This is a genomic window from Salinifilum ghardaiensis, assembly GCF_054491345.1.
This window is the reverse complement of the sequence record NZ_CM137101.1, coordinates 4,106,173-4,128,874: the sequence shown is the minus strand read 5'-3', so window position 1 is coordinate 4,128,874 and position 22,702 is coordinate 4,106,173. Positions and strand designations below refer to the sequence as shown.

Below are 22,702 nucleotides of genomic sequence, written 5' to 3'. Positions count from 1 at the left end.
TCGAACGGACCTCGGTCCGAGGTGCCCGGGATGCGGATACCCGGTCCCCGGACGTCTCACACAGGTCATCCCACACCCGGTGCGGACCGGCGGCACGCTCGACGCGATCGACCGATCGGCCGAGATGCGGGCGGCCTCCCCCGCGGGGGCAGGACCAAGATCACCTCGGGAAATTTGGCTCCCGCCGTCGCCACACGTCGCACACGAACCGGGCGTTGCGGGTAGCTTGGAGAGCATGGGCCTTGCCGATGATCGCGATCTGCTGCCGATGGGATCAGGTTTCGACCTGGCGCGGAAGAACGGGTACGACCGTGCGCAGGTGGACGAGCACCTGGAGCGGCTGGACTCGGAGATCAAGCTGCTCACGTCCGACCGCGACGCTGCCGTGTCGCAGGCCAACGATCTGTCCAAGCAGTTGGAGGCGGCTCGCTCCGAAGTGGAGTCCCTGCGCGGTCAGGTGGAGCGGCTCGGGAAGCCGCCGACCACGATGGAGGGGCTCAGCGAGCGGCTGCAGCGCATGCTGCGCCTGGCGCAGGACGAGGCCGCCGACATCCGCTCCCGCGCCGAGCAGGACGCCTCCGCCACCCGCGAGCGCGCGGAGGCCGAGGCGACCGAGCTGCGCAACCGCTACGAGTCGCTGATCAGCGAGACGGACAACCGGCGCACCGAGATGGAGACCGAGCACCGCTCGGTCATGGAGGCGGCCAAGGCCGAGGCCGAGCGCATCACCCGCGAGGCCGAGGAGAACCGGCGGCGGGCGGACGAGGAGTCCGAGGCGCGGCGCGCGCAGATCGAAGAGGACTTCGAGATCGCCATGGCCGCCCGGCGCAGCGAGGCGATGCGCGCGCTCGCCGAGCAGGAGGCCGAGAGCAAGGCCGAGGCCGAGCGCCGGGTGCGCGAGGCCAACGACGAGGCCAACCGCCGCCTCCGCGAAGGCACCAACGAGGCCCACCGGCGCGTGCGGGAGGCCACCGACGAGTCGAACCGGATGGTCAACGAGGCCACCGAGAAGGCCCGGGAGCTCGAGCGCGAGTCCACCGCGGCGGCCGAGAAGCGCGAGGCCGACAGCAGGGCCGAGGCCGAGCGGATCGTCTCCGAAGCGCACGAGAAGGCCACCCGCATGGTTCGCGAGGCCACCGAGGAGGCCACGCGGCTCATCGACGACGGCACCCGCGAGCGCAGCCGGCTCATCACCACCGCCCGCGAGGACGCGAACGAGCGGCTGCGCGCCACCTCCGAGGAGGCGCAGCGCCGGCTGGACAAGGCCGACGAGCAGGTGCACGCGGTGACCCGGCTGCGCGACACCGTCGCGGGCAAGCTGCGCGACGTGGCGGATCTGCTCGGCCAGACCACGCCGCTGTTGGAGCGGCTCTCCGACGAGGACACCGAGGAGGAGCAGCTGCAGCAGGCCGCGGCCGAGGCCCGGGAGCAGGCGCACCGGCAGGCCGAGGCCGCCCTGGCCGAGGACCGCTCCGAGGGCACGTCCGCGGAAGCCGCCCGGAGCGCGGAGGCGGACGCGGCCAGTGCGGACGGGGGTGCCGGGGCGAGCGCCGCCGGGGCCGAGGACACCGGGCACGTCGAGGACACCGGGCACGCCGAGGACACCGCGGTGCACGCGCCCGCGGGTGGCCCCGGGATCGACGCCCCGACCGAGCGGATCGCGCGGGCGGACCTCGCCGCGTCGAACGGGCAGTCCGGCCGCTCCGGGCAGTCCGAGCAGGGCACCTCGCAGGAGGAGCACCAGGCCGCGGCCCGCAGCGGTGCCGCGGACGAGGGTGGATCCGAGCGGCCCGCCGCGAGCGGCTCCTCCGCCGACGGGCCCGCCGAGGACGAGCCCGCCGCGACGCGGACGAAGCAGTTCAGCGCCACCCGGGCGGACATCGCCGACACCAACTGACCGCGGGGACCGGCCGGCGGTGCCCGCACCCGAGCCGCGCCCTCACCCGAGCCGCTGCAACCAGGGAGCGACGACGTCGGCGAACCCGTCGGGGTCCTCCAGCGGGGACAGGTGCCCCGCGCCGGGGACCGAGCGGAACTCGCCGTTCGGCAGCTGCTCGGCGAGCGCGGCGGTGTCGTCCGGAGGGATGAGCGCGTCCTCGGTCCCGGAGACGAGGAGCACCGGTCCGGTGTGCGCGCGCAGCAGCTCGGTGTTGTCCGGCCGCGCCGCCATGGCCCGCTGCGCCCAGGCGACCCCGGCGCCCGACTGCGAGTCGATGATCGCGCGAGCGCGCTCCACCACGGCCGAGCGCGTTTCGTGCGTCGTCGTCCCCAGCAGGTTCGGCAGCGAGTCCCCCGCGAGCCAGCCGCCGACACCGCTGCTCTCCGCCCGCTCGGCGACGGACAACCGGTTCGCGCGCGCCTGCTCGTCATCGGCGGCGGCCTTGGTGTCCACCAGCAGCAGGCCGCGCACGCGCTCCGGGGCCGCGCGCAGCACGGCCATCGCCGCGTAGCCCCCCATCGAGCAACCGCCGAGCACCACGCGGTCCAGCCCGAGGTCGTCGAGCAGCGCGAGCACGTCGGCGGCCACGGTGTCCAGGCTCGGTCCGGCCCCTGAGGTGTCCGGGTCACCCGCACCGGCCAGCGGGCTCTCACCCAGCCCGCGCTGGTCCGGGGTGATCACGCGCGCCTGATGCTCCAGCCGGGCGCGAGCGCCGTTCCACATCCGGGCGTCCACGGGGAACGCGTGCAGGAGGACCAGCGGTCGGCCCGTTCCCGATTCGACGTAGTGCATCACTTCATCGTGCCGGACCGGCCGGGACCGCGCCGAGCACCGGGTGGCGGTGCCGTGCGGGGCCCGGTCAGCGCAGCTGCGCCCACGCGTAGTGCGTCATCGCGTCCCGCAGGTAGGAGGCCATGCCCTGGGGCTTCTTCCGCTCGATGCGCCTGCGGAACTTCGGCTGGTTGACGTACATCTCGGCCAGCCGCAGGTACGACTCCCGGTCGGGCACCCAGAAGTGGCAGATCCACCGGTAGTGCTCGTGCACGGTCTGCTGGGTCCGCGGGTCGTTCGCGCCGACGCCGGTGGCGAACAGCTCGGCGATCCGCGAGCTGATGCGCTTCCAGTCCTCGCCGATGCGCTGGGCGAGAGCGCGCTGTTCCGGGTCGAGGGCGCGGGTGTCGGACGGCGCGGGCTGCCCGAGCAGCGCGGTGCCGTCCTCAGTGGCCTCGTCGTTGTCGAGTCCGGAGTTCTGGATACCCGTGTCCGGCTGCACAGCCGCCCTTCCTCAGCCGCCGCGGCGAGCTCCGGGAGAACCCCGCATCTCGCCTGATCGTGTCACTTCCGCGGGGACCGTAGCTGAGAGAACCGGCCATCGGGGGCGGTATGGAGCAATTCGCGATCTCGCCGTGATGCGCTGCTGCGGGCAGTGGCCCGGCGCGGCGCGGACGCGGGTCGGGTGCGCAGGGATCCGGGCTACTCGGCGGCGTCCTCCGCCGCGGTGTCCGTGCCGGAGTCGTGCGGAGTCGCGTCCTCGCGCTCCGGCGGAGCGAGGTAGACCACACCGCTGTCGAGGTCCAGCGGGCCGCCCGGGTCGTGCTTCCGGCCGGCGCCGTCCTGATCGCCCTCGTGCTGCAGCTTGCGACCGGGGAAGAGTTCGCCAAGTCGGGCCATGCCGCCACCGTAGTCGTTCACGAGGGCCGTGTCCGTTGAGGCCGCGCGGGTGCGTCCCGCGGGCCTCCGGAGCGCTGCGCGGGCCGCTCAGTTCAGCGTGCGCAGCACGTAGCCGACGCGTCCCCAGAAGGTGGGGTCGGGCGAGTCGCTGCGCTCCAGCAGCCTCCGGCGCATCGCCCAGCGTTCGAACCACACGGTCGCCAGCGGCGGCACCGAGGCGATCAACGCCAGCACGAGCACGCTGAACTTCCAGCGCAGCGGGCTGAACACGACGAGGCAGCAGAGGACGTAGGCGGTGAAGACCAAGCCGTGGATCCAACCGAACACGGTCACGCCCTGCGGCATGTCCAGGCCGTACTTGAACGCCATCGACACCAGCAGGCCGAGCCACGAGAACGCCTCGGCGATCGCCACGATGCGGAACCAGCCGCCGTAGGTGCGCAGCACGGCACCCCACCTCCTCACGTCGTCCCACCCGAGTCTGCCCATGTGACCGGGAGCACAGATGCGCAGGGTGTCTCCTGCGGGAGGGGCCGCGGGTGGCGGCGCAGCGCGCGGGCACCGCGCTCAGTCACCAGCGCTCAGCTCCCAGCCCCTCGGCCGGCCGGTGCTGCCGGACCCGGCGCGGGTGCTCATCCGGTCTCCTCGTCGACCCAGGCGAGGTAGTCCTCGCTGCCACCGGTGACGGGCAGCGCGATGATCTCCGGCACGTCGTAGTTGTGCTCGGAGCGCAGGTGCGCGACCAGGTCGTCCAGCCGCTTGGCGGAGGTCTTGACCTGCAGCTGCCACTCGGGGTCGTCCTGGGCTTCGCCGTCCCAGACGTAGAAGCTGCGCACCGGGACGACCTGCACGCACGCGCCCAGACCGGCCCGCACGACGCCGCGCGCGAGCTCCGCCGCGGTCTCCTCGGAGTCGGTGGTGGTCACTACCTGAAGGTGATCGGCCATGCCCGCAGCCTATCGGGGGCGCCCACCGCTCAGGTTCCGGCGCCGGGGCCGTTCAGAAGTCCCCGCTGGAGTGCCGGACCTTGCCCAGCAGCGCGGCGAGCTGCTCGGTCTCCTCCTGGTCGAGCCCGTGCAGCCCGAAGTCGATGTCGATGACCGCCTCGGTCGCCTGCTTCATCCGGTCCTGGCCCTCCTCGGTGATCTCGACCAGGGTTGTGCGCCGGTCCGTCGGGTGCGGCAGCCGGCGCACCAGGCCGTCCTGCTCCAGCCGGTCCACGATGTTGGTGACGCTCGTGGGGTGCAGCTGCAGCCGATCGCCCATGACCCGCATCGGCAGGCTCCCCCGGCTGGAGAAGGTCAGCAGCACCAGGGCCTCGTACCGGGCGAACGTCAGGTTGTGCGGGCGCAGCGCGGTGTCCACGGCGGACTGGAGGATCTGCTGCACGCGCATCACGCTGGTGACCGCTGCCATCGTCGAGGACGGTCCTATCCGCTCGGCCCAGTTCTCGGCCGCGCGGGCGATGGGGTCGAACGGCAGCGGGCGGTGCGGGCTCATGACAGTCGACGCTAGCAGCGCGCACGACCGCGGGGGGTTGCCGAGGTGGTCGAAGCTGGGGAAGGCGCACCCCACGGTGCGGAGCGGACGAGGAGAGGAGCACTGACGATGCTGGTCGCGTTCAGCGTGGCGCCGAGCGGCGCCGGGGAGACGGACAGCGTCAGCGAGGCCGTCGCGGCGGCGGTGCGGATCGTGCGCGAGTCCGGCCTGCCGCACGAGACGACGGCGATGTTCACCACGATCGAAGGCGAGTGGGAGGAGGTCATGGACGTCGTCAAGCGCGCGACGGAAGCGGTCTCGGCGGTGGCACCGCGGACGAGCCTCGTGCTCAAGGCCGACATCCGGCGCGGCCACGACACCGGTCAGCTGGAGGAGAAGGTGCGGCGCGTCGAGGAGCACCTCGACGAGCAGTGACGGCGCGCGGGTGCCGGACGCGGTTCGGGGGCGACCACGGCAGCCGTGGTCGCCCCCGAGAGCGCTCGGTCCGCTGCGGACCCGGTGGTGCGGGAGCCCCGATCCGCCGCTCCGGGCGGCCGGGGCGGGGCCGGCACCACCGTGCGCGGGGCTTCCCGCCGGGTTCCCGGGCGGCAGGTCAGCCCTGCTGCGAGGGGTGGTCCACCACCGGCGCGTTGGTGCAGCTGGCGGTCTGCGGCGAGAGGATCGGCGCGGTGACGCCGATCGCGGCGGCAACGTTGTTGTTGCACAGGTTGACCGGAACCGCGCTGATGTTGTCGTCGTTGAGCAGGCCGACGCCGTCGTTGTCGGCACTGTCGGCGAACGCGGTCGCACCGAAGGCCATCACGCCGAGGGCTGTGGCGCCGGCGACACCGGCAACACGAGTAGCGATACGCACTGTTGTACCTCTCATCGGTTCGGGTCCGGAGGCCGCGGAGGGCCTCGTCTCAGGCCGCGTGGAGACAGTTGCCCCCTCGCGGATCCGTTGTTGTTTTCGTCGGGGTGATCGCGGGAACTGAAGAGTGCTCGGCATGTGCCACCTGATCGAGTGCGCCGAGATCGCACCTTCCGGAGTTGTTCGAGCCGCTCTCGGCGTGTCGCGTTGTTCGTGCCGACCGCGGGGGCTCGTCGGTGCGGCCGTGCGGCTCGGCAGGCCTGCGGTGGAGCTCGTCGGACCGGGGCGGAATCGGCGCTCGCCCGGGCGTCCAACACGGGGCGCCGGCGTGTCACGATGGGAGTGTGACGAGCCCGGAGCAGAACGCAGGGATGCCCGCCGCCATGGCGGGCGCGGTTGATCTGTCGAACCTGAAGAACAGGGCCGAGTCCGCCGGGAGCGCCCAGGCGCGCGGCGGGGAGGCCGCGGGCGGGCAGGGCGGCCCGAGCGCGGCGGTCGTGGACGTCACCGAGTCCACCTTCCAGAACGAGGTGGTCGAGCGGTCCAAGCAGGTCCCGGTGATCGTGGACCTGTGGGCCGAGTGGTGCGGTCCGTGCAAGCAGCTCTCGCCCGTGCTGGAGAAGCTCGCCGGCGAGTACGGCGGCGCGTGGGTGCTGGCCAAGATCGACGTGGACCAGAACCAGCGCATCGCGCAGCTCTTCCAGGCCCAGTCGATCCCCATGGTCATCGCGATCGCGGGCGGGCAGCCCGTCGACGCCTTCCAGGGGGTCCAGCCCGAGCCGCAGCTGCGCCAGTGGATCGACCAGCTGCTCGACCAGCTGCGCGAGCAGCTGCCCGGCATCGCCGCGGCCGAGCAGGGCGGCGGTGCCGCCGAGGAGGCGGAGGACACCCGCTTCACCGCTGCCGAGGACGCGCTGGAACGCGGCGACTACCAGCAGGCGGCCCAGGCCTACCAGGCGATCCTGGACGCCGAGCCGAACAACGAGCAGGCCCAGGCCGCGCTGGCGCAGGTGCGGTTCCTCGAGCGCGCCGAGTCGGCCGACCCGTCCGCCATCGAACGCGCGGACGCCTCCCCGGACGACGTGGACCTCCAGCTGTCCGCGGCCGACGCCGAGCTCGCCGCGGGCAAGGTCCCCGAGGGCTTCGACCGGCTGATCGGCACCGTGCGCCGCACCTCGGGCGACGAGCGGGACCGGGTGCGCCGGTACCTGCTGGAGATGTTCGACCTGTTCCCGGAGTCCGACGAGCGGGTGCTCAAGGCGCGGCGCTCGCTGGCCAGCGCGCTGTTCTGACTGGCCAGCGCTCTGCTCTGAAGCCGCGCGCCGACCCGAGCACGGGCGGCCCGGCGGTTCCCGCGGCCCGGTGCGCCTCGCGCACCGGGCCGCTTCCGCGCGGTGGCCCCCTCAGGCGCGGTACTTGGCGCCGCAGGCGCTGAACCCGCCCTGGAAACCGGTGCGGAAGGCCTCCACGCGGGCGAAACCCGCCGTGGCCTGCTCCCCGTCGGCGTCCGCGGCGATCAGGCCGTCGCGGCTGAGCAGCGCCGCCACGCCCTCGTCGATGTCACCGGGAGCCACGCGCAGCCGTCCGACCGGGTTGCGCTGCCCGATCGGGTCCTCCATGAGCAGACCGCTCCAGCCGCCCACGAAGCAGGCCGTGCGCAGCCCGGCCCGCTCGCCGCGCACCGGCATCCCGGCGGCCTGCTGCACGGACAGCGCGTACCGGGAGGCCACCTGGGCGTAGGCGGCGAAATCGCCGTAGCCGGCGGTCCCGGCGTTCCCGTCGGGCTGCTGGGCGAGCGCGCCGAGGCGCTCGAGGTCCACCGCGACGACGTCGTCACCCGGGCAGTACGCGGCGGCTGCGTCGGAGGTGGCCGGGGCGCACTCGGCCAGGTCCGTGGTCAGCTGCGGCGGGCGGGCGGCCGTGTCGTGGAAGACCGCCTGCAGGCTGTCCCAGACGCGCTGCAGGGACCTGCGGTCGACCGGCAGGTCCTCGTCCTGGCCGTCCTTCCAGTTCGCGAACTGCGTGGTGCGCTCGCGGACGCTCCGCTCGTCCATCGCGGTGCACCGCTCGGGCCCGCCGGTGAAGCCCTGCTGGAAAGCCGTGATGCGGTCGAACGCGCTGCCGTGCGCCCGCCCGTCGGTGAAGTTCCGCTGCCCCGGGGCGTCGCGGATGTAGTTCAGCACCCCGAGCACCTGGTTGAGGCCGTCCCCCGTGGACATCCGGAAGCGGCGGGAGTCCCCCTCGGCGACCCAGCGGAAGTACGAACCGGTGAAGCAGTCGGCCTGCTGCTCCCGCACGATCATCGGGGTGCCGCGTTCGGTCGTGCCCGCGCGCCGCTGCACCGCGTGCCCGGTCTCGTGCGCGAGCACGGCCACCACGCCCATCGGTCCGAAGCTGTTGCGCAACCCGGGCAGCAGTTCACCGCGGTCCCAGGCGATGCGGTCCTCGGCGGCGCAGTAGAAGGCGTTGGGGGTGCGCATGTGCTTGCCGCAGAACGGGACGCCGCGCCCGGTCGCGTCGAAGGAGACGAACCCGCGCATGGGGGTGAACCCCGCCCCGTCGAACGTCTCGGGGAACTGCTCGGCCCAGTACTCCTGCACGTCCTCCACGGCCCGCGCGGCCAGGCGGTCCGCCGGTCTCCCGTCCGCGCCGCGCACCGGCACCGTCGGCTCGGGGGCCTCCGCGCGGGTACCGCTCGGGCCGTCGACCGCGGGCAAGCCCGCCACCTCCGCGCTCGGGTCGCCGCCGGACACGGTGGGGACTCCGCTGATCGGCGGCGCGCACCCGGCCAGCGTGACGCAGGTGAGCGCGGCGCCGACGGCGCTCAGCAGCCGCCGCGGTCCCGGCCTGCCGGCGCGCGCCGGTCCGCTCCGGTCCGGTCCGGCCGGACGTGAACGTGGCAACCCCAACACTGGCGTCATCCCCACAAGTGCCGCAGCGGTCGTGTGCCCGCGCGTGCGCGGACCGGGGAAAGCCTAACGGTTCGGATCAGGGGCGTTGCGCGAGATCGGCGAGCCGGTGCGGGGGCGGGGAGCAGGACCTCAGCGGCACGCGGACTCCCCGCCGCGCACGCCGGCGCGGAAGGCGTCGAAACGCGCGGAGGCGGTGAGCCCTCCCCCCTGCTGCGCGCGGCCGAACACCTCCGCGTCGAGCACCGCCTCGACCGCCTCGTCGGCGTCCGAGCGGGTGAGCTCGCCGCGCTCGGCCAGGCCAGCGGTGTACGCACCGGTCAGGCACATCTCCGGCCGGGTGGGGGAGGCCGGTCCCGGCGCGTCCGCCGCCGGGCCGGACTTCGCCCCCGGCTCGGCGGCCCGCAGCGCGCCCCGCGCGTAGCGGGCGGCGAGCACGGTCTCCACGGCCTGGTCGCCGATGTCGTAGTGCAGGCGCTCCAGCATCGGCCGCCGCATCACCACGTGCGGGGCCTCGGTGCAGTAGCCGCTGGGGCCGGGGGCGACGCAGTCGGACCGGTCCGCGGACAGCGGCCGCGGCGGCGCGGCCCGGTACCGCCCGCCGGTCACCTCGCCGAAGAACTCCGCGAGGCGGGAGGCCCGCAGCACCTCGCGCAGCGGGCGCGGCGGGCGCTCCCCGCTGCCGAGATCGCGCGGTTGCGGACCGCCGCAGGCGTCCGGCCCCTGCCGGTACCCCGTGCGCAGCGCCGCGACCCGGGTGAAGGAGTCGCCGTGCAGGTTCTCCTCGGCGGGCTGCGCGCCCGTGGAGTCGCGGAACACCAGCAGCGCGCGCGGCGCGGCGTCCAGCTGCTCGTCGGTGAGGCGCAGTCGAGAGCTGCCGCCGTCGTGCACCCACCGCAGGAACGCCCCGGCCTGGCAGTCGGCCATGGTCTCCAGCGAGCTGCGCGGCAGGTCGGCCCCGTCGAGGTCCAGGCCCGCGCGCCGCTGCACCGCGTGCCCCACCTCGTGGGCGAGCACGACCGCCACGGCCGCCTCGCCGTAGCGCTCGCGCAGCACCGGCAGCAGCGCCGAGCGGTCCCACACCACCGTGTCGGCATCGGCGCAGTAGTAGGCGTTGCCCTCCACCTGGCCCAGGTCCCCGGCGCACGGCGGGGGCTGCTGGCCGCTGCCGGTGGTGGTGACCGCGTGGAAACCGCGCAGGTCGCGCCACGGTCCGCCGTGGACCTCGCCGAACCGCTGCGACCAGTACCGCTGGGCCTCGGCCGCGACCGTGGCCGCCAGCGCATCGGTGTCCCCGGCCTCGCCGGGCCCGCTGCGCACGAAACCCGGGTCGACCGGATCGGTGACCATCGAGTCCGGTTGCGGGCCCCGGGCGCACGCGCTCAGCAGCCCGAGCACCGTCAGCAGCACCAGCAGTCCGCGCACCCGGGCAGCTTCTCAGAGGCGCCGGGCGGGCGCGTGCGCGGCCTCGCGGACGGGGCTTCCGAGCTCGCGGGGACGAGATATGGTCCCCTCGCGTGAGAGCAGTCCACCGATTCACCGTGCGCGCCCACCTGCCCGAGGCGCTGCGCGCCCTGCGCACGTTGGCGACGAACTTCCGCTGGACCTGGCACCCGCCCACGCAGGACCTGTTCGCCGCGGTCGACCCGCGGGTGTGGAACGAGGTGGGCGGCGACCCGCTGCGGCTGCTGGCGGAGGTGCCGGCCGAGCGGCTCATCCAGCTCTCGCACGACGAGGACTTCCTCGCGCGCACCCGCGCGGTCGACGACGACCTGCGCCGGTACCTGTCGGTGCCGCGCTGGTACCAGCAGCGCCTCGACGAGGGCGCGGCGCTGCCCCGGTCGGTGGCCTACTTCTCGATGGAGTTCGGCCTGCACGAGACGCTGCCGAACTACTCCGGCGGGCTCGGCGTGCTCGCCGCCGACCACCTCAAGTCGGCCTCGGACCTCGGCGTGCCGCTGATCGGGGTGGGGCTGCTCTACCGCTCCGGGTACTTCCGGCAGACCCTCTCGGCGGAGGGCTGGCAGGTCGAGCACTACCCGGTGATCGACCCGCGCGGGCTGCCGCTGGAGCCGCTGACCGCCGAGGACGGCGAGCCGATGCGCGTGCGCGTGGCCATCCCCGCCGGGCGGGTTCTGCACGCGCGCGTGTGGAAGGCCAGCGTCGGGCGGGTCCCGCTGCTGCTGCTGGACAGCGACGTCCCGGAGAACGACGAGGACCTGCGCGGCACCACCGACCGGCTCTACGGAGGGGACGCCGAGCACCGCATCCGGCAGCAGATCCTCGCGGGCATCGGCGGTGTGCGCGCCGTGCGGGAGTACTGCGCCGCCACCGGGCACCCGCACCCCGAGGTGTTTCACACCAACGAGGGGCACGCCGGGTTCCTCGGCCTGGAGCGCGTCCGGGAGCTCGCCGGCGACCCGGGGCTCCGGTTCGACGAGGCGGTCGCAGCCGTGCGCGCGGGGACCGTGTTCACCACGCACACCCCCGTCGCCGCGGGCATCGACCGGTTCCCCGTGGAGCTGGTGCGCCGCTACTTCGACGACCGGGCGGAGGACCCGCTGCTGCCCGGGGTGTCCACCGACCGCGTGCTGCAGCTCGGTGCGGAGGAGAAGGAGGGCATGTTCAACATGGCGCACATGGGCCTGCGGCTGGCCCAGCGCGCCAACGGCGTGTCCGAGCTGCACGGCCAGGTCACGCGGAAGATGTTCCACGGCCTGTGGCCGGGCTTCGGCGTGGAGGAGATCCCGATCCGCTCGGTGACCAACGGGGTGCACGGTCCGACCTGGTCCGCGCGGGAGCTCGGCAAGCTCCTCGGCGAGTCCGAAATGGACAGCGGTGCGGGGCTGCGCGGCGTGGAACCGGTCAGCGACTCGCTGCTGTGGGAGCTGCGGTGCTCGCTGCGCCAGCGCATGATCGAGGAGGTGCGCCGCAGGCTGCGCCAGTCGTGGCTGGAGCGGGGCGCCTCGCACCTGGAACTGGGCTGGTGCGACTCGGTCTTCGACCCGGACGTGCTCACCATCGGCTTCGCCCGCCGCGTGCCGACGTACAAGCGCCTGACGCTGATGCTGCGCGACACCGACCGGCTGCGGCGGCTGCTGCTCGATCAGCAGCGCCCGGTGCAGGTCGTCGTCGCCGGCAAGTCGCACCCCGCGGACGAGGGCGGCAAGGCGATGATCCAGAAGATCGCCCGGTTCGCCGACGAGGCCGACGTGCGCCACCGCATCGTGTTCCTGCCCGACTACGACATGTCGCTGGCCCGCTACCTCGTGTCCGGCTGCGACGTCTGGCTGAACAACCCCGTGCGCCCGCTGGAGGCCTGCGGCACCTCCGGCATGAAAGCGGCGCTGAACGGGGTGCTCAACCTGTCCGTGCGCGACGGGTGGTGGGACGAGATGTTCGACGGGCACAACGGCTGGGCCATCCCGAACGCCGACGGGGTCACCGACCCCAACCGGCGCGACGACCTCGAGGCCGAGGCGCTGTACGAACTCGTCTCCGAGCACGTGGCCCCGATGTTCTACGAGCGCAACTCCGACGGCGTGCCCGGCAAGTGGATGTCGATGGTGCGGCACACGCTCGGTTCGCTCGGCCCGCGCGTGCAGTCCTCCCGGATGGTGCGCGAGTACGTCGACCACCACTACGGGCCGGCGATCCGCTCCGTGCGCGCGATGTCGGCCGACGGCTACCGCGGGGCGAAGGAGCTCGCGGAGTACCGCGCGAAGCTCGCCCGCTCCTGGGAGTCCGTGCGGGTGCGCGACACCGAGATGATCCTCGCCGACGGCGAAGCGCCCCTGCTCGGCGGCCAGGTGACCGTGCGCGCCCAGGTGGACCTCGCGGGGCTCGAGCCCTCCGACGTGGACGTCGAGGTCGTCGTCGGCAGGGTCGACGACGAGGACGGGCTGCACGACTTCGTCACCGAATCCATGCGCTGCACCGGGGATGGCCGCTACGAGGCGGAGGTGACGCTGCCGCACGCCGGCCCCGCCGGGTACACGGTGCGGGTGCTGCCGAAGCACGAACTGCTGTCCGGCTCCGCCGAGCTCGGCAAGGTCGTCCTCGCCTAGCGCGGTGCGCATGTCGCGCGAAATGCGCACCGCGCCGCTCGCTCAGGTGATGTCGAGGCGTTCGCGGGTGCGCCGCACGCGCGGCCACCAGGCGGCGCTCTCCTCGGCCAGCCGCAGCGCTTCCCGCGCTGCCGCGTGGTCGCGCCGCGCCATGCGGGCGCGCGCCAGCGTGGCGCAGTCGTCGGCGCGGGTCAGCGGCGAGGTCGTGAACTCGGCGCCGATCCGGGCCAGCCGCTCCGCCTCGTCGGGGTCCCCGTCGAGCAGCGCGAACACCGCGCGCGTGCCGCACAGCTGCAACTCCGGGTAACCCAGGCGGACCGCGTCGCGCAGCGCCTCCCGCGCGGTCGGCAGCAGCTGCTCGGCCGGGACCGTCCCGGCCTCCACCGCCGATGCGCCGGCGCCCGCGAGCCCGGCCAGCAGCTGCGACATCTCCCGCGGCGGTTTGTCCTCTTCGGACAGGCGGCCGAGCAGGAGCATCGCGGCCCGGGCCGGTTCACCGCGCGCCTCGGCGAGCGCGACGCGGCACCACAGGGCGGTGTCGAGGTCCGGGTGCTCCGCGGCGAGCCGTTCCACCTGCCGCTGCGCCTCGTCGAGCTCGCCGGACTGCAGCGCGTCGTGCACCGCAGCCGCCAGCGGGGAGGCGCGGAACTCGGAACGCCGGGGCTCGGGCATCCGCGGCAGGCCGACGAGCAGCCACCCGGTGGACGTGACGAGGGCACCGCGCCGCGGGACGAGCTTCGCCACCATCATCGCCGCGCCCGCCACCGCGAACCCGCGTCCGAGCGGCGCGCCGAGGCCCCACCAGGACGCGACCACCACGGCAGCACCGGCCAGCGCCGACAGCAGCCCCGCCAACCAGCTGCGCAGGACGACCGGTGGGCGCCACGGCCCGATCTCGGACTCCACGGAGACCGGCAGCGCCCGCACGGTCAGCGTCGTGCGTCCGATCCGGCGCCGCAGCAGGGCGCGCCGCGCGCCGATCGCGACGTGCCGCACGCGCAGCCCGAACAGCCCGGCGCCGAGCAGCAGGCCGAGCTGCGCGGCGAGCGGAACGGCGAGCACGCCGAGCAGCGCACCGGCCAGCGTCGTGGCCACGCCCGCGGCCCCGGTGCCCAGCACGAGCTCAGCGCAGGACAGCGCGGCCGCTGTGAGCAGTGGCACGGCCGCTCGGAGTGGTGCTCGCAATCGCAGGAGGCGCACGGAACGGGGACGGTACGCGACCGCCGCGCCGCCGTGTGCTGGTTCCGGCGAACGGCCGGCGGCGCCTCCGGGGGCGCGGCCCCGTGGACGCCGTGCCGGCACCGGAAGCGACAATGGCCCGCGGGAATGCGGCGGCGGTCGGGCACCGGCCGAGACCGAGGACGCGTCGGCACGGGCGCCGCGTGGCCGAGCACACGGGGAGGTTGACGTGGACGACCTGGTCATCCGAATGGACGGCGTCGGCGTGCGCCGGGGTGGTGCCGATCTGCTGTCGGACGTGAACTGGTCGGTGGAACTGGACGAGCGCTGGGTCGTGCTCGGTCCGAACGGCGCCGGCAAGACCACGCTGCTGAACCTGGCCAGCGCCGGGACGCATCCGAGCACCGGCACCGTGGACCTGCTCGACGAGCGGCTCGGTCGCACCAACGTCTTCGAGCTGCGCCCGCGCATCGGCCTGTCCTCGGCCGCGCTGGCGGGGCGCATCCCCACCGACGAGGTGGTGCGCGACGTGGTGCAGAGCGCCGGCTACGCGGTGATCGGGCGCTGGCGCGAGGAGTACGAGGACGTCGACACCGGACGCGCCCGCGAACTGCTGGAGATGCTCGGCATCGGGCACCTGGCCGAGCGCACCTTCGGCACCCTCTCGGAGGGGGAGCGCAAGCGCGCCAGCATCGCGCGGGCGCTGATGACCGACCCGGAGGTGCTGCTGCTCGACGAGCCGACGGCCGGGCTCGACCTCGGCGGCCGCGAGGACCTCGTGGCCCGGTTGAGCGCGCTCGCCCAGGACCCGGACGCCCCCGCCTCGGTGCTGGTCACGCACCACGTCGAGGAGATCCCGCCCGGTTTCACGCACGCCCTGCTGCTGCGCGAGGGCGGCGTCGTCGCCCAGGGCCTGCTCGACGACGTGCTCACCGAGGACAACCTCTCGAAGGCCTTCGACCAGGACCTGCGGCTGCAGCGCGCCGGGGACCGGTTCTTCGCCTGGCGCCGGTGAGCGGCGTTCTCCTGCGTGCGGTTCTGCTCGGGTCGTTCGGCGGAACCCCCTGCACTCCCAGCTGCCCAGACCACCCTCCCCGGGCAGCGGAACAGGCGCTCTGCCTCGCCTTCCTCGCGAGATCTGCCCAGGAGAAACCGCGGGTGGGCCGGTGACGCAGGTGGTATTCGGCACGTCACGTCAGAACGACTCCCTTCGCTGGAGCCGGGGCGGAGGACGGGAGCGCCGACCGCGCGAGGCCTCCCGGAGGCGCGGCTCGCGCGGTAGCGTTCCGCCGGAACTGTGTCACGGCGACGAGGAGGAAACCCCGTGGGCGAGCTCGTCAACCTCGAGGTGGAGGGCGCGGTCGCGACGCTGCGCCTGAACCGCCCCCCGATGAACGCGCTGAACCGGCAGATCGAAGGGGAACTCCGCGAGGCCGCGGAGGAAGCCGCCGAGCGCGCGGACGTGCGCTCGGTCGTCGTCTACGGCGGGGAGAAGGTGTTCGCCGCCGGCGCCGACATCAAGGAGATGGCCGACATGTCCTACGCGGACATGGCGGAGAAGGAGACCTCCGGCCTCTCGCGCGCGGTCGCGGCCGTGGCGCGGATCCCGAAGCCGACGGTGGCCGCGCTGACCGGCTACGCCCTGGGCGGCGGTCTCGAACTGGCGCTGGCCTGCGACCGCCGCGTCGCGGCCGACGACGTCCAAGTCGGACAGCCCGAGATCCTGCTCGGGGTGATCCCCGGCGCCGGGGGGACGCAGCGCCTCGCGCGGCTGATCGGACCGAGCAAGGCCAAGGACATCATCTACACTGGACGCTTCGTCGGGGCGGACGAGGCGCTGTCGCTGGGCGTGGTGGACCAGCTGGTCCCCTCCGGGGAGGTGCACAGCACCGCGCACGCGTGGGCCGGGCAGTTCGGCAACGGGCCCGCGCGCGCGTTGGCCGCGGCGAAGCAGGCCGTCGACGGGGGCCTCGACGTCGACCTGGACAACGGCCTGCGACTGGAAACGCAGTTGTTCGCCGGGACGTTCGCGACCGAGGACCAGGGCATCGGGATGCGCTCGTTCCTGGAGCACGGTCCGGGCAAGGCCGAGTTCCGCGGGCGGTGACGAGAACGTGCGGGTGAGCGGGCAGTGGCGTACGAGTTCGACCTGAGCGATGTGCACTACCTGCGCACCGCCGAGGGGCGGCGTGCCGTCGCCGGACTCGACGCCCGCCCGCTGACCGCCGCCTCCCGCATGGACGACGTGGCCGCCGCGCGGCAGCTGGCCGGCGAACACGCCGGGGCGGCGCTGGAAACGGCCGTGCTGCGGCGCCGCGCCGCCGACAAGCTCGACCACCCGCAGCGCTGGCTGCTCACCGACGCCGCGCTGCAGCAGGCCACGCCGAGCGCGGTGGCGCGGCACCGCGCCCGGCGGCTGGCCGGGCGGGACGTGCACGACGTGACCTGCTCGGTCGGCGCCGACCTGGTGGAGGTGGCGGCCGCGGCGCGGCGCTGCCTCGGCTCCGACCTCGACCCGGTGCGGTTGGCCATGGCCGCGCACAACCTGGCCGCGCACGACCCGGCCGGGCGCGGTGCCACCGCCGGCCTCGTCCGCGCCGACGCGCTGCGCCCGGTCAGCACCGGCACCACGGTCCTCGCCGATCCGGGGCGCCGGGACGGCGCCGGGAGGCGCACCTGGGACCCGGCCGCGCTGCAACCACCGCTGGACGAGCTGCTGTCCGCTTGTGCGGGACGTGACCTGGTCGTCAAGGCGTCGCCCGGCATGGATTTCGCCGCCGTGCCGGGAACGGCGGAGATCGAGGTCGTCTCCTGGCGCGGTCAGGCGCGCGAAGCGACCGTGTGGCTGGGCGGTGCGGCCGAGACCGGTGTGCGCCGCCGCGCGAGCGTGCTCGCGCCGAAGACCGCCGCGGGCACCGGTGCGGACTGGGAGGTCACCGACGCCGAGGACGACGACTGCCCGGTGCGCGAGGTGGGCGAGTGGATCGTCGAGCCCGATCCGGCCGTGGTGCGCGCCGGACTGGTCCGCCAGTACGCCGCACGCGCGGGGATGGGCCAGTTGGATCCGCGGATCGCCTTCCTCACCGGCGACGCCCCCGCCCGGGGCACGCGCGCGTTCCGCGTGCTCGACCACGGCCCGTACCGGGAGAAGAGCCTGCGCTCCGCGTTGCGCGAGCACGGGGTGGGCAGCTTGGAGATCCTCGTGCGCGGGGTGGACGTGGACCCCGACGCGCTGCGAAAACGCTTGAAACCGCGGGGCGATCGCCCCGCGACGGTGGTGCTCGCGCGCATCGGGGACGCCGCCACGGCCTACGTCTGCCGGGCCGAGTGGACGTGAGAGCTGCGCCGCGAGCGGCGCGCGGGTGCTCGGCGGCTGGGGCGGAGGAGTGCCCGAGCACCTGCGGCGCTGCCGCCAGGCAGGTCCGCGGGCCGTGGTCGCCGCGGACTGTGGCGCCCGCCACGCCGGTGCCCGTGCGCTCGGCCGGGTGCCCGGTGTCCGTGGGCACGCGGTTGCGGGACGCCTATCCTGGAGCCCGGTATGGAAACCTCGGCTGCCACCACCCCCTCCCTGCCCGAGCTGCGCGAACGCGTCGGCGAACTGATGACGCGGGACCAGCAGCGGTTGCGCAAGCGGTTGGACGGCGCGCGCAAGATCCGCGACGAGCGGAAGCTGCGCGCCGTCCTCGACGAGATCGTCGCGGACGTGGCCGAGTCGGAGCAGCGGCTGGCGCAGCGGCGGGCGCGCGTGCCCGAGCCGGATTACCCGGAGGAGCTGCCGGTCAGCCACCGCCGGGAGGACCTGCTCGAGGCGATCCGGGACAACCAGGTCGTCATCGTCGCCGGTGAGACCGGTTCGGGCAAGACGACGCAACTGCCGAAGATGTGCCTGGAGCTCGGGCGCGGCGTGCACGGGATGATCGGGCACACCCAGCCGCGGCGGATCGCCGCGCGCACCGTGGCGCAGCGCGTGGCCGATGAGGTGGGCAGCGACCTCGGCGACACCGTCGGGTACCAGGTGCGGTTCACCGAGCGCGCCGACGAGGGCACGCTGGTCAAGCTCATGACCGACGGGATCCTGCTGGCCGAGATCCAGCACGACCGCATGCTGCGCCGCTACGACACGATCATCATCGACGAGGCGCACGAGCGCGGGCTCAACGTCGACTTCCTGCTCGGCTACCTCAAGCAGCTGCTGCCGAAGCGTCCCGACCTGAAGGTCATCATCACCTCGGCGACGATCGACCCGGAGCGATTCTCCCGCCACTTCGGTGACGCCCCGGTCGTCGAGGTGTCCGGGCGCACCTACCCGGTGGAGGTGCGCTACCGGCCGCTGGTGGACGGCTCGGACGCCGACGAGGACGTCATGCGGGACCAGGCGCAGGCGATCAGCGACGCCGTCGACGAGCTCACCGCCGAAGGCCCCGGCGACATCCTGGTGTTCCTCAGCGGCGAGCGGGAGATCCGCGACACGGCGGAAGTGCTGCGCGGTCGGGAACTGCCGAACACCGAGGTCCTGCCGCTGTACGCGCGGTTGTCGATGGACGAGCAGCGCCGGGCTTTCGCCCCGCACTCCGGGCGGCGCATCGTGCTGGCGACCAACGTGGCCGAGACCTCGCTGACCGTCCCGGGGATCAAGTACGTCATCGACCCCGGAACGGCGCGGATCTCCCGCTACAGCCACCGCACCAAGGTGCAGCGCCTGCCGGTGGAACCGATCTCGCAGGCCTCGGCGAACCAGCGCAAGGGGCGCTGCGGCCGCGTCTCCGAAGGCGTCTGCATCCGGCTGTACTCGGAGGAGGACTTCCTGGCCCGGCCGGAGTTCACCGACCCGGAGATCCTGCGCACCAACCTCGCGTCGGTGATCCTGCGCATGACGTCGCTGGGGCTGGGCGATGTGGAGTCCTTCCCGTTCGTCGAACCGCCGGACCGGCGGCAGATCGCCGACGGCGTGCAGCTGCTCAACGAGCTGGGCGCGCTGCGGCAGACCAACAGCGGCGGTCGGAAGCTGACCGACGTGGGCCGCCGGGTCGCCGAACTGCCCGTGGACCCGCGGCTGGCGCGGATGGTGCTCGAGGGCGAGAGCAACGGGTGCCTGCACGAGGTCCTCGTCATCACCACCGCTCTGTCCATTCAGGATCCGCGGGAGCGCCCGGCGGAACAGCAGGAGGCCGCCGACTCCCAGCACGGGCGGTTCAACGACGCGGAGTCCGACTTCCTGTCCTACGTGCACCTGTGGCGGTACCTGCGCCAGCGGCAGCGGGAGCTGTCCGGCAACCAGTTCCGCAAGCGGTGCCAGGCGGAGTTCCTCAACCACCTGCGCGTGCGCGAGTGGCAGGACCTGTACGGGCAGCTGCGCCAGCTGGTCAAGGGCATGGACATGTCGCTGAACGACCAGGCCGCCGATGCCGACCGGGTGCACCAGTCGCTGCTGGCCGGTCTGCTCTCGCACGTCGGCGTGCAGGACGTGGAGAAGAAGGGCGCGCAGCGCAAGCGCGGTCCCCGCGAGTTCCAGGGTGCGCGCAACACGCGGTTCGCGATCTTCCCCGGATCGGTGCTGGCGAAGAAACCGCCGCAGTGGGTGATGGCGGCGGAACTGGTCGAGACCACGCGGCTGTGGGCGCGCACGTGCGCGCGCATCGAACCGGAGTGGGTCGAGCGGATCGCCGGGCACCTGGTCAAGCGCAACTACAGCGAGCCGCACTGGGAGAAGAGCCAGGCCGCGGTCCTCGCCTACGAGAAGGTCACGCTGTTCGGGCTGCCGCTCGTCGTCGACCGCAAGGTGAACTACGGCAGGATCGACCCGCCCGTGGCGCGGGAGCTGTTCATCCGGCACGCCCTGGTGGAGGGCGACTGGGACACCCGGCACGAGTTCTTCCACCGCAACCGGGAGACCCTGCGGTCCGTGGCGGAGCTGGAGGATCGCGCGCGGCGCCGCGACATCGTCGTCGACGACGAGACGCTGTTCGAGTTCTACGACCGCCGCGTCGGTGCGGAGGTCGTCTCGGGGCGGCACTTCGACACCTGGTGGAAGAAGACCCGGCGCAGCCAGCCGGACCTGCTCACCTTCGACAGGTCGATGCTCATCAACGCCGGCTCGCCGGAGATCACCGAGTACGAGTACCCCAGCGCGTGGCGGCGGGACGGGCACGAGTTCCGGCTGACCTACCAGTTCGAACCGGGCGCCGACGCCGACGGCGTCACCGCGCACATCCCGCTGGCCGCGTTGAACCAGGTCGACGGCAGCGGGTTCGACTGGCAGATCCCGGGTCTGCGCGAGGATCTCGTGGTCGCGCTGCTCAAGGCGCTGCCGAAGGAGCTGCGCCGCAACTTCGTCCCGGCGTCGGACTACGCGCGGGCGCTGCTGGACCGGATGCGCCCGTTCGACGGTGCGCTGGTGGATGCGCTGAGCTCGTGGCTGCGGCAGATGACCGGGGTGCTCGTGCCGCGCGAGGCGTGGGACTTCGACCGCGTGCCGGACCACCTGAAGATGACCTTCCGCATCGTCGACGAGAACGGCGCGGCCGTCGCCGAGGGCGGGGACCTCGGCGCACTGCGGCGGGAACTGGCCCCCGCGGTCTCCGCCGAGTTGTCCGCGGCCGCCGACGAGGTCCAGCGCAGCGGACTGTCCAGTTGGGACTTCGGAGAACTTCCGGGAACTTTCGAGCAGCAGCGGGACGGGCACCGGGTGCGGGCCTATCCGGCACTGGTCGACGAGGGCGAGACCGTCGGGGTGCGCACGTTCGGCACGGAGGCCGAGCAGCGGCGGGCGCACGCCCTGGGGCTGCGCAGGCTCGTGCTGCTGAACGTGCCCTCACCGGTGAAGTCCCTGCAGAAGGGGATGTCGCCCGCGCAGCGGTTGGCGCTCTCCGGCGGTCCGCACGACGGCCTCGGCGAACTGCTCGCCGACTGCGTGCGCTGCGCGGCCGACCGGATCATCGCCGAGCACCGCGAGCCCGTTGCCGACGAGGAGTCGTTCAACCGCCTCGTCGGCGTGGCGCGCTCCCAGCTCGGCCCCGTCACCGCGGGCATCATGTCCACAGTGGAGAAGGTGCTGACCGTTTTCGGCCGGGTTTCCTCGCAGTTGGACAGCGCTCCGGCGGGGGCGCGGCGGGAATCGCTGGACGACGTCCGGGAGCAGCTGGGCTCGTTGGTCCACCCGGGATTCATCGCCGAAACCGGTGCGGCGCGGTTGAACGACCTGGTGCGGTACCTGCTCGCGGTGGAGCAGCGGTTGGAGAAGCTGCGCCACCACCCGCTGCGCGATCTGGAGCGGATGGACGAGATCGATCCGGTCCGCGAGCGGTACGAGGACCTGCTGGACGCGGCGCAGCGCGGGGAGCAGGTGTGGGAGTCCGTGGTGCCGATCGGCTGGATGCTGCAGGAACTGCGGGTGGGCGTGTTCGCGCAGAACCTCGGCACGGCGCACTCGGTGTCGGTCAAGCGGTTGCACCGGGCCATGGACGGGCTCGCAGGATGAGCTGAGCGGTGGGGTGGTGCGCTGCGCCGGTCGCGCAGGGCTTCCGGAGCGGGACCTCCCGCCAGCTGCTGCGCGGCGGAGATGGTGGCTGGACGTCGACCGGTCAGCGTTCGGCGGGGGAGACGGTCACGCCGATGGCACCCGGCCCGGTGTGGGCTCCGAGCACAGCGCTGGTCTCGGCGATGCTGACGCGGCGCGCGAGCGGGGTCTCCCGCTGGATCCGGTGCAGCAGCTCCTGGGCGTCCTCCGGGCTGGTGAAGTGCTCGACGCCGATGTCGACCGGGCGCCCGCCCGCGTGCTCCACGGCCGTGCGCACCATCTTGCGCAGCGCGCGGTCGCGGCCCATGGCCTGGAGGTGCTTGTCGATCATGCCCTCGTTGACGGCGAGCACCGGTTTCACCGACAGGGCCCCGCCCAGCCAGGCCTGGGCGCGCCCGATGCGGCCGCCGCGCCGGAGGTGCTCGAGCGTGTCGACGTACAGCAGTTGCATCGAGTTGCGCATCCGGTGGTCGAGCACGTCCATGACCTGCGCTGCGCCGCAACCGCTGTGGGCGGCCTCGGCGGCGGCGATGACGCTGCAGCCGAGGCTCATGCCGACCAGCTGCGAGTCGACCACGTACACCGGCACGCCCACCTCCTCGGCCGCGACGCGGGCGGACGCGCAGGTGCGTGAGAGCTGTTCGGAGATGTGCACCGACAGCACCGCTTCGGCGCCGGCGGCCTGGGCGTCCGAGTAGTTCCAGAAGAACGCGGGCGGCGGGGGTTCCGACGTGTCCACGGGAACGCCGTCGGTCATGGCGCGCGCGAGGTCGGCGTGCGGCACGCGGCGCTCGTCGTTGGTTTCCCCGCCCACCGTGAGTTCCAGCTGCACCGGGAAGATGCCGAGCTGCTCGGACACTTTCGGCGGGATGGAGGCGGTCGAGTCGGTGACGACGGCGACGCGGTGGTTCATACCAACAGGTTAGACGTGCGCGGGCGCTCCCGTGCTGGGCCGGGTGGAGGCACTTCCGCGAGCGCGGCGCGGTGAGGTAGGAAACGGGGTGAACGATCGTTAGCCGGGGTGCGGTGCCGGCCTTTTCCCTGGGAGGGTGAGTACCGTCACTCCCGCCA

Annotated in this window: 19 protein-coding genes; 8 read left to right on the top strand and 11 right to left on the bottom strand. The window is 73.5% G+C overall.

Features of this window, described 5'->3' with window-relative positions; all coding sequences use genetic code 11:
* The first annotated feature begins 235 nt into the window (after positions 1 to 235).
* Positions 236 to 1,897, top strand: a complete 1,662-nt coding sequence (locus tag ACVGV0_RS18795) for a M protein (RefSeq protein WP_459157008.1) — start codon at positions 236 to 238, stop codon at positions 1,895 to 1,897.
* 42 nt (positions 1,898 to 1,939) lie between these two features.
* Here the strand turns inward: ACVGV0_RS18795 and ACVGV0_RS18790 are convergent, their stop codons facing one another.
* The 6 genes from ACVGV0_RS18790 to ACVGV0_RS18765 form a co-directional block, all read right to left on the bottom strand.
* Complete coding sequence (locus ACVGV0_RS18790; RefSeq protein ID WP_459157007.1) at positions 1,940 to 2,731, bottom strand: alpha/beta fold hydrolase; 792 nt, start codon at positions 2,729 to 2,731, stop codon at positions 1,940 to 1,942.
* Positions 2,732 to 2,798: 67 nt separating this feature from the next.
* Positions 2,799 to 3,212 (bottom strand): TipAS antibiotic-recognition domain-containing protein, encoded by a 414-nt coding sequence (locus tag ACVGV0_RS18785; protein WP_459157006.1) that lies wholly within the window; start codon positions 3,210 to 3,212, stop codon positions 2,799 to 2,801.
* Between the two features lie 200 nt (positions 3,213 to 3,412).
* The gene (locus ACVGV0_RS18780) at positions 3,413 to 3,610 is read right to left on the bottom strand and encodes a hypothetical protein (RefSeq protein ID WP_459157005.1); all 198 of its coding nucleotides are present in this window, start codon (positions 3,608 to 3,610) and stop codon (positions 3,413 to 3,415) included.
* An 87-nt stretch (positions 3,611 to 3,697) separates the two neighbouring features.
* The gene (locus tag ACVGV0_RS18775) at positions 3,698 to 4,057 is read right to left on the bottom strand and encodes a DUF3817 domain-containing protein (RefSeq protein WP_459157004.1); all 360 of its coding nucleotides are present in this window, start codon (positions 4,055 to 4,057) and stop codon (positions 3,698 to 3,700) included.
* Between the two features lie 185 nt (positions 4,058 to 4,242).
* Positions 4,243 to 4,557, bottom strand: coding sequence for a divalent-cation tolerance protein CutA (gene cutA, locus ACVGV0_RS18770; protein WP_459157003.1), 315 nt, complete (start codon positions 4,555 to 4,557; stop codon positions 4,243 to 4,245).
* Between the two features lie 52 nt (positions 4,558 to 4,609).
* Positions 4,610 to 5,110: a MarR family winged helix-turn-helix transcriptional regulator gene (locus ACVGV0_RS18765; RefSeq protein WP_459157002.1), complete on the bottom strand. Its 501-nt coding sequence runs from the start codon at positions 5,108 to 5,110 to the stop codon at positions 4,610 to 4,612.
* 108 nt (positions 5,111 to 5,218) lie between these two features.
* Here ACVGV0_RS18765 and ACVGV0_RS18760 point away from each other — a divergent pair, with 108 nt between their 5' ends.
* Positions 5,219 to 5,524, top strand: a complete 306-nt coding sequence (locus ACVGV0_RS18760; RefSeq protein WP_459157001.1) for an MTH1187 family thiamine-binding protein — start codon at positions 5,219 to 5,221, stop codon at positions 5,522 to 5,524.
* Between the two features lie 178 nt (positions 5,525 to 5,702).
* Here the strand turns inward: ACVGV0_RS18760 and ACVGV0_RS18755 are convergent, their stop codons facing one another.
* Entirely contained in the window at positions 5,703 to 5,963 is a 261-nt protein-coding gene (locus ACVGV0_RS18755; RefSeq protein WP_459157000.1) for a hypothetical protein, read from the bottom strand.
* Positions 5,964 to 6,331: 368 nt separating this feature from the next.
* Between ACVGV0_RS18755 and ACVGV0_RS18750 the strand changes: the two genes are divergently transcribed.
* Positions 6,332 to 7,252: a tetratricopeptide repeat protein gene (locus tag ACVGV0_RS18750; protein WP_459160059.1), complete on the top strand. Its 921-nt coding sequence runs from the start codon at positions 6,332 to 6,334 to the stop codon at positions 7,250 to 7,252.
* Positions 7,253 to 7,363: 111 nt separating this feature from the next.
* Here ACVGV0_RS18750 and ACVGV0_RS18745 read toward each other — a convergent pair whose 3' ends face one another.
* On the bottom strand, positions 7,364 to 8,881 hold the full coding sequence (locus ACVGV0_RS18745) for a neutral zinc metallopeptidase (protein WP_459156999.1): 1,518 nt from the start codon (positions 8,879 to 8,881) through the stop codon (positions 7,364 to 7,366).
* A gap of 120 nt (positions 8,882 to 9,001) precedes the next feature.
* Positions 9,002 to 10,294 carry a neutral zinc metallopeptidase gene (locus ACVGV0_RS18740; protein ID WP_459156998.1) on the bottom strand — a complete coding sequence of 431 codons (1,293 nt, stop codon included), beginning with the start codon at positions 10,292 to 10,294 and terminating at the stop codon, positions 9,002 to 9,004.
* Between the two features lie 92 nt (positions 10,295 to 10,386).
* Between ACVGV0_RS18740 and glgP the strand changes: the two genes are divergently transcribed.
* Positions 10,387 to 12,936: an alpha-glucan family phosphorylase gene (glgP, locus tag ACVGV0_RS18735; protein ID WP_459156997.1), complete on the top strand. Its 2,550-nt coding sequence runs from the start codon at positions 10,387 to 10,389 to the stop codon at positions 12,934 to 12,936.
* Positions 12,937 to 12,978: 42 nt separating this feature from the next.
* Here glgP and ACVGV0_RS18730 read toward each other — a convergent pair whose 3' ends face one another.
* A complete protein-coding gene (locus tag ACVGV0_RS18730; RefSeq protein ID WP_459156996.1) occupies positions 12,979 to 14,097 on the bottom strand; it encodes a hypothetical protein in 1,119 nt (372 codons plus the stop codon).
* A gap of 268 nt (positions 14,098 to 14,365) precedes the next feature.
* On the opposite strand from ACVGV0_RS18730, the gene ACVGV0_RS18725 reads away from it, so the two are divergent.
* From ACVGV0_RS18725 to hrpA, 4 genes are all read left to right on the top strand, one after another.
* Positions 14,366 to 15,130 (top strand): ABC transporter ATP-binding protein, encoded by a 765-nt coding sequence (locus ACVGV0_RS18725; protein WP_459160058.1) that lies wholly within the window; start codon positions 14,366 to 14,368, stop codon positions 15,128 to 15,130.
* 309 nt (positions 15,131 to 15,439) lie between these two features.
* Entirely contained in the window at positions 15,440 to 16,222 is a 783-nt protein-coding gene (locus ACVGV0_RS18720) for an enoyl-CoA hydratase/isomerase family protein (protein WP_459156995.1), read from the top strand.
* Positions 16,223 to 16,246: 24 nt separating this feature from the next.
* Positions 16,247 to 17,452, top strand: coding sequence for a THUMP-like domain-containing protein (locus tag ACVGV0_RS18715; protein ID WP_459156994.1), 1,206 nt, complete (start codon positions 16,247 to 16,249; stop codon positions 17,450 to 17,452).
* A gap of 201 nt (positions 17,453 to 17,653) precedes the next feature.
* Positions 17,654 to 21,592 carry an ATP-dependent RNA helicase HrpA gene (gene hrpA, locus ACVGV0_RS18710; RefSeq protein WP_459156993.1) on the top strand — a complete coding sequence of 1,313 codons (3,939 nt, stop codon included), beginning with the start codon at positions 17,654 to 17,656 and terminating at the stop codon, positions 21,590 to 21,592.
* 103 nt (positions 21,593 to 21,695) lie between these two features.
* Here hrpA and ACVGV0_RS18705 read toward each other — a convergent pair whose 3' ends face one another.
* Positions 21,696 to 22,544 (bottom strand): DegV family protein, encoded by an 849-nt coding sequence (locus ACVGV0_RS18705; RefSeq protein WP_459156992.1) that lies wholly within the window; start codon positions 22,542 to 22,544, stop codon positions 21,696 to 21,698.
* Positions 22,545 to 22,702: the final 158 nt, after the last annotated feature.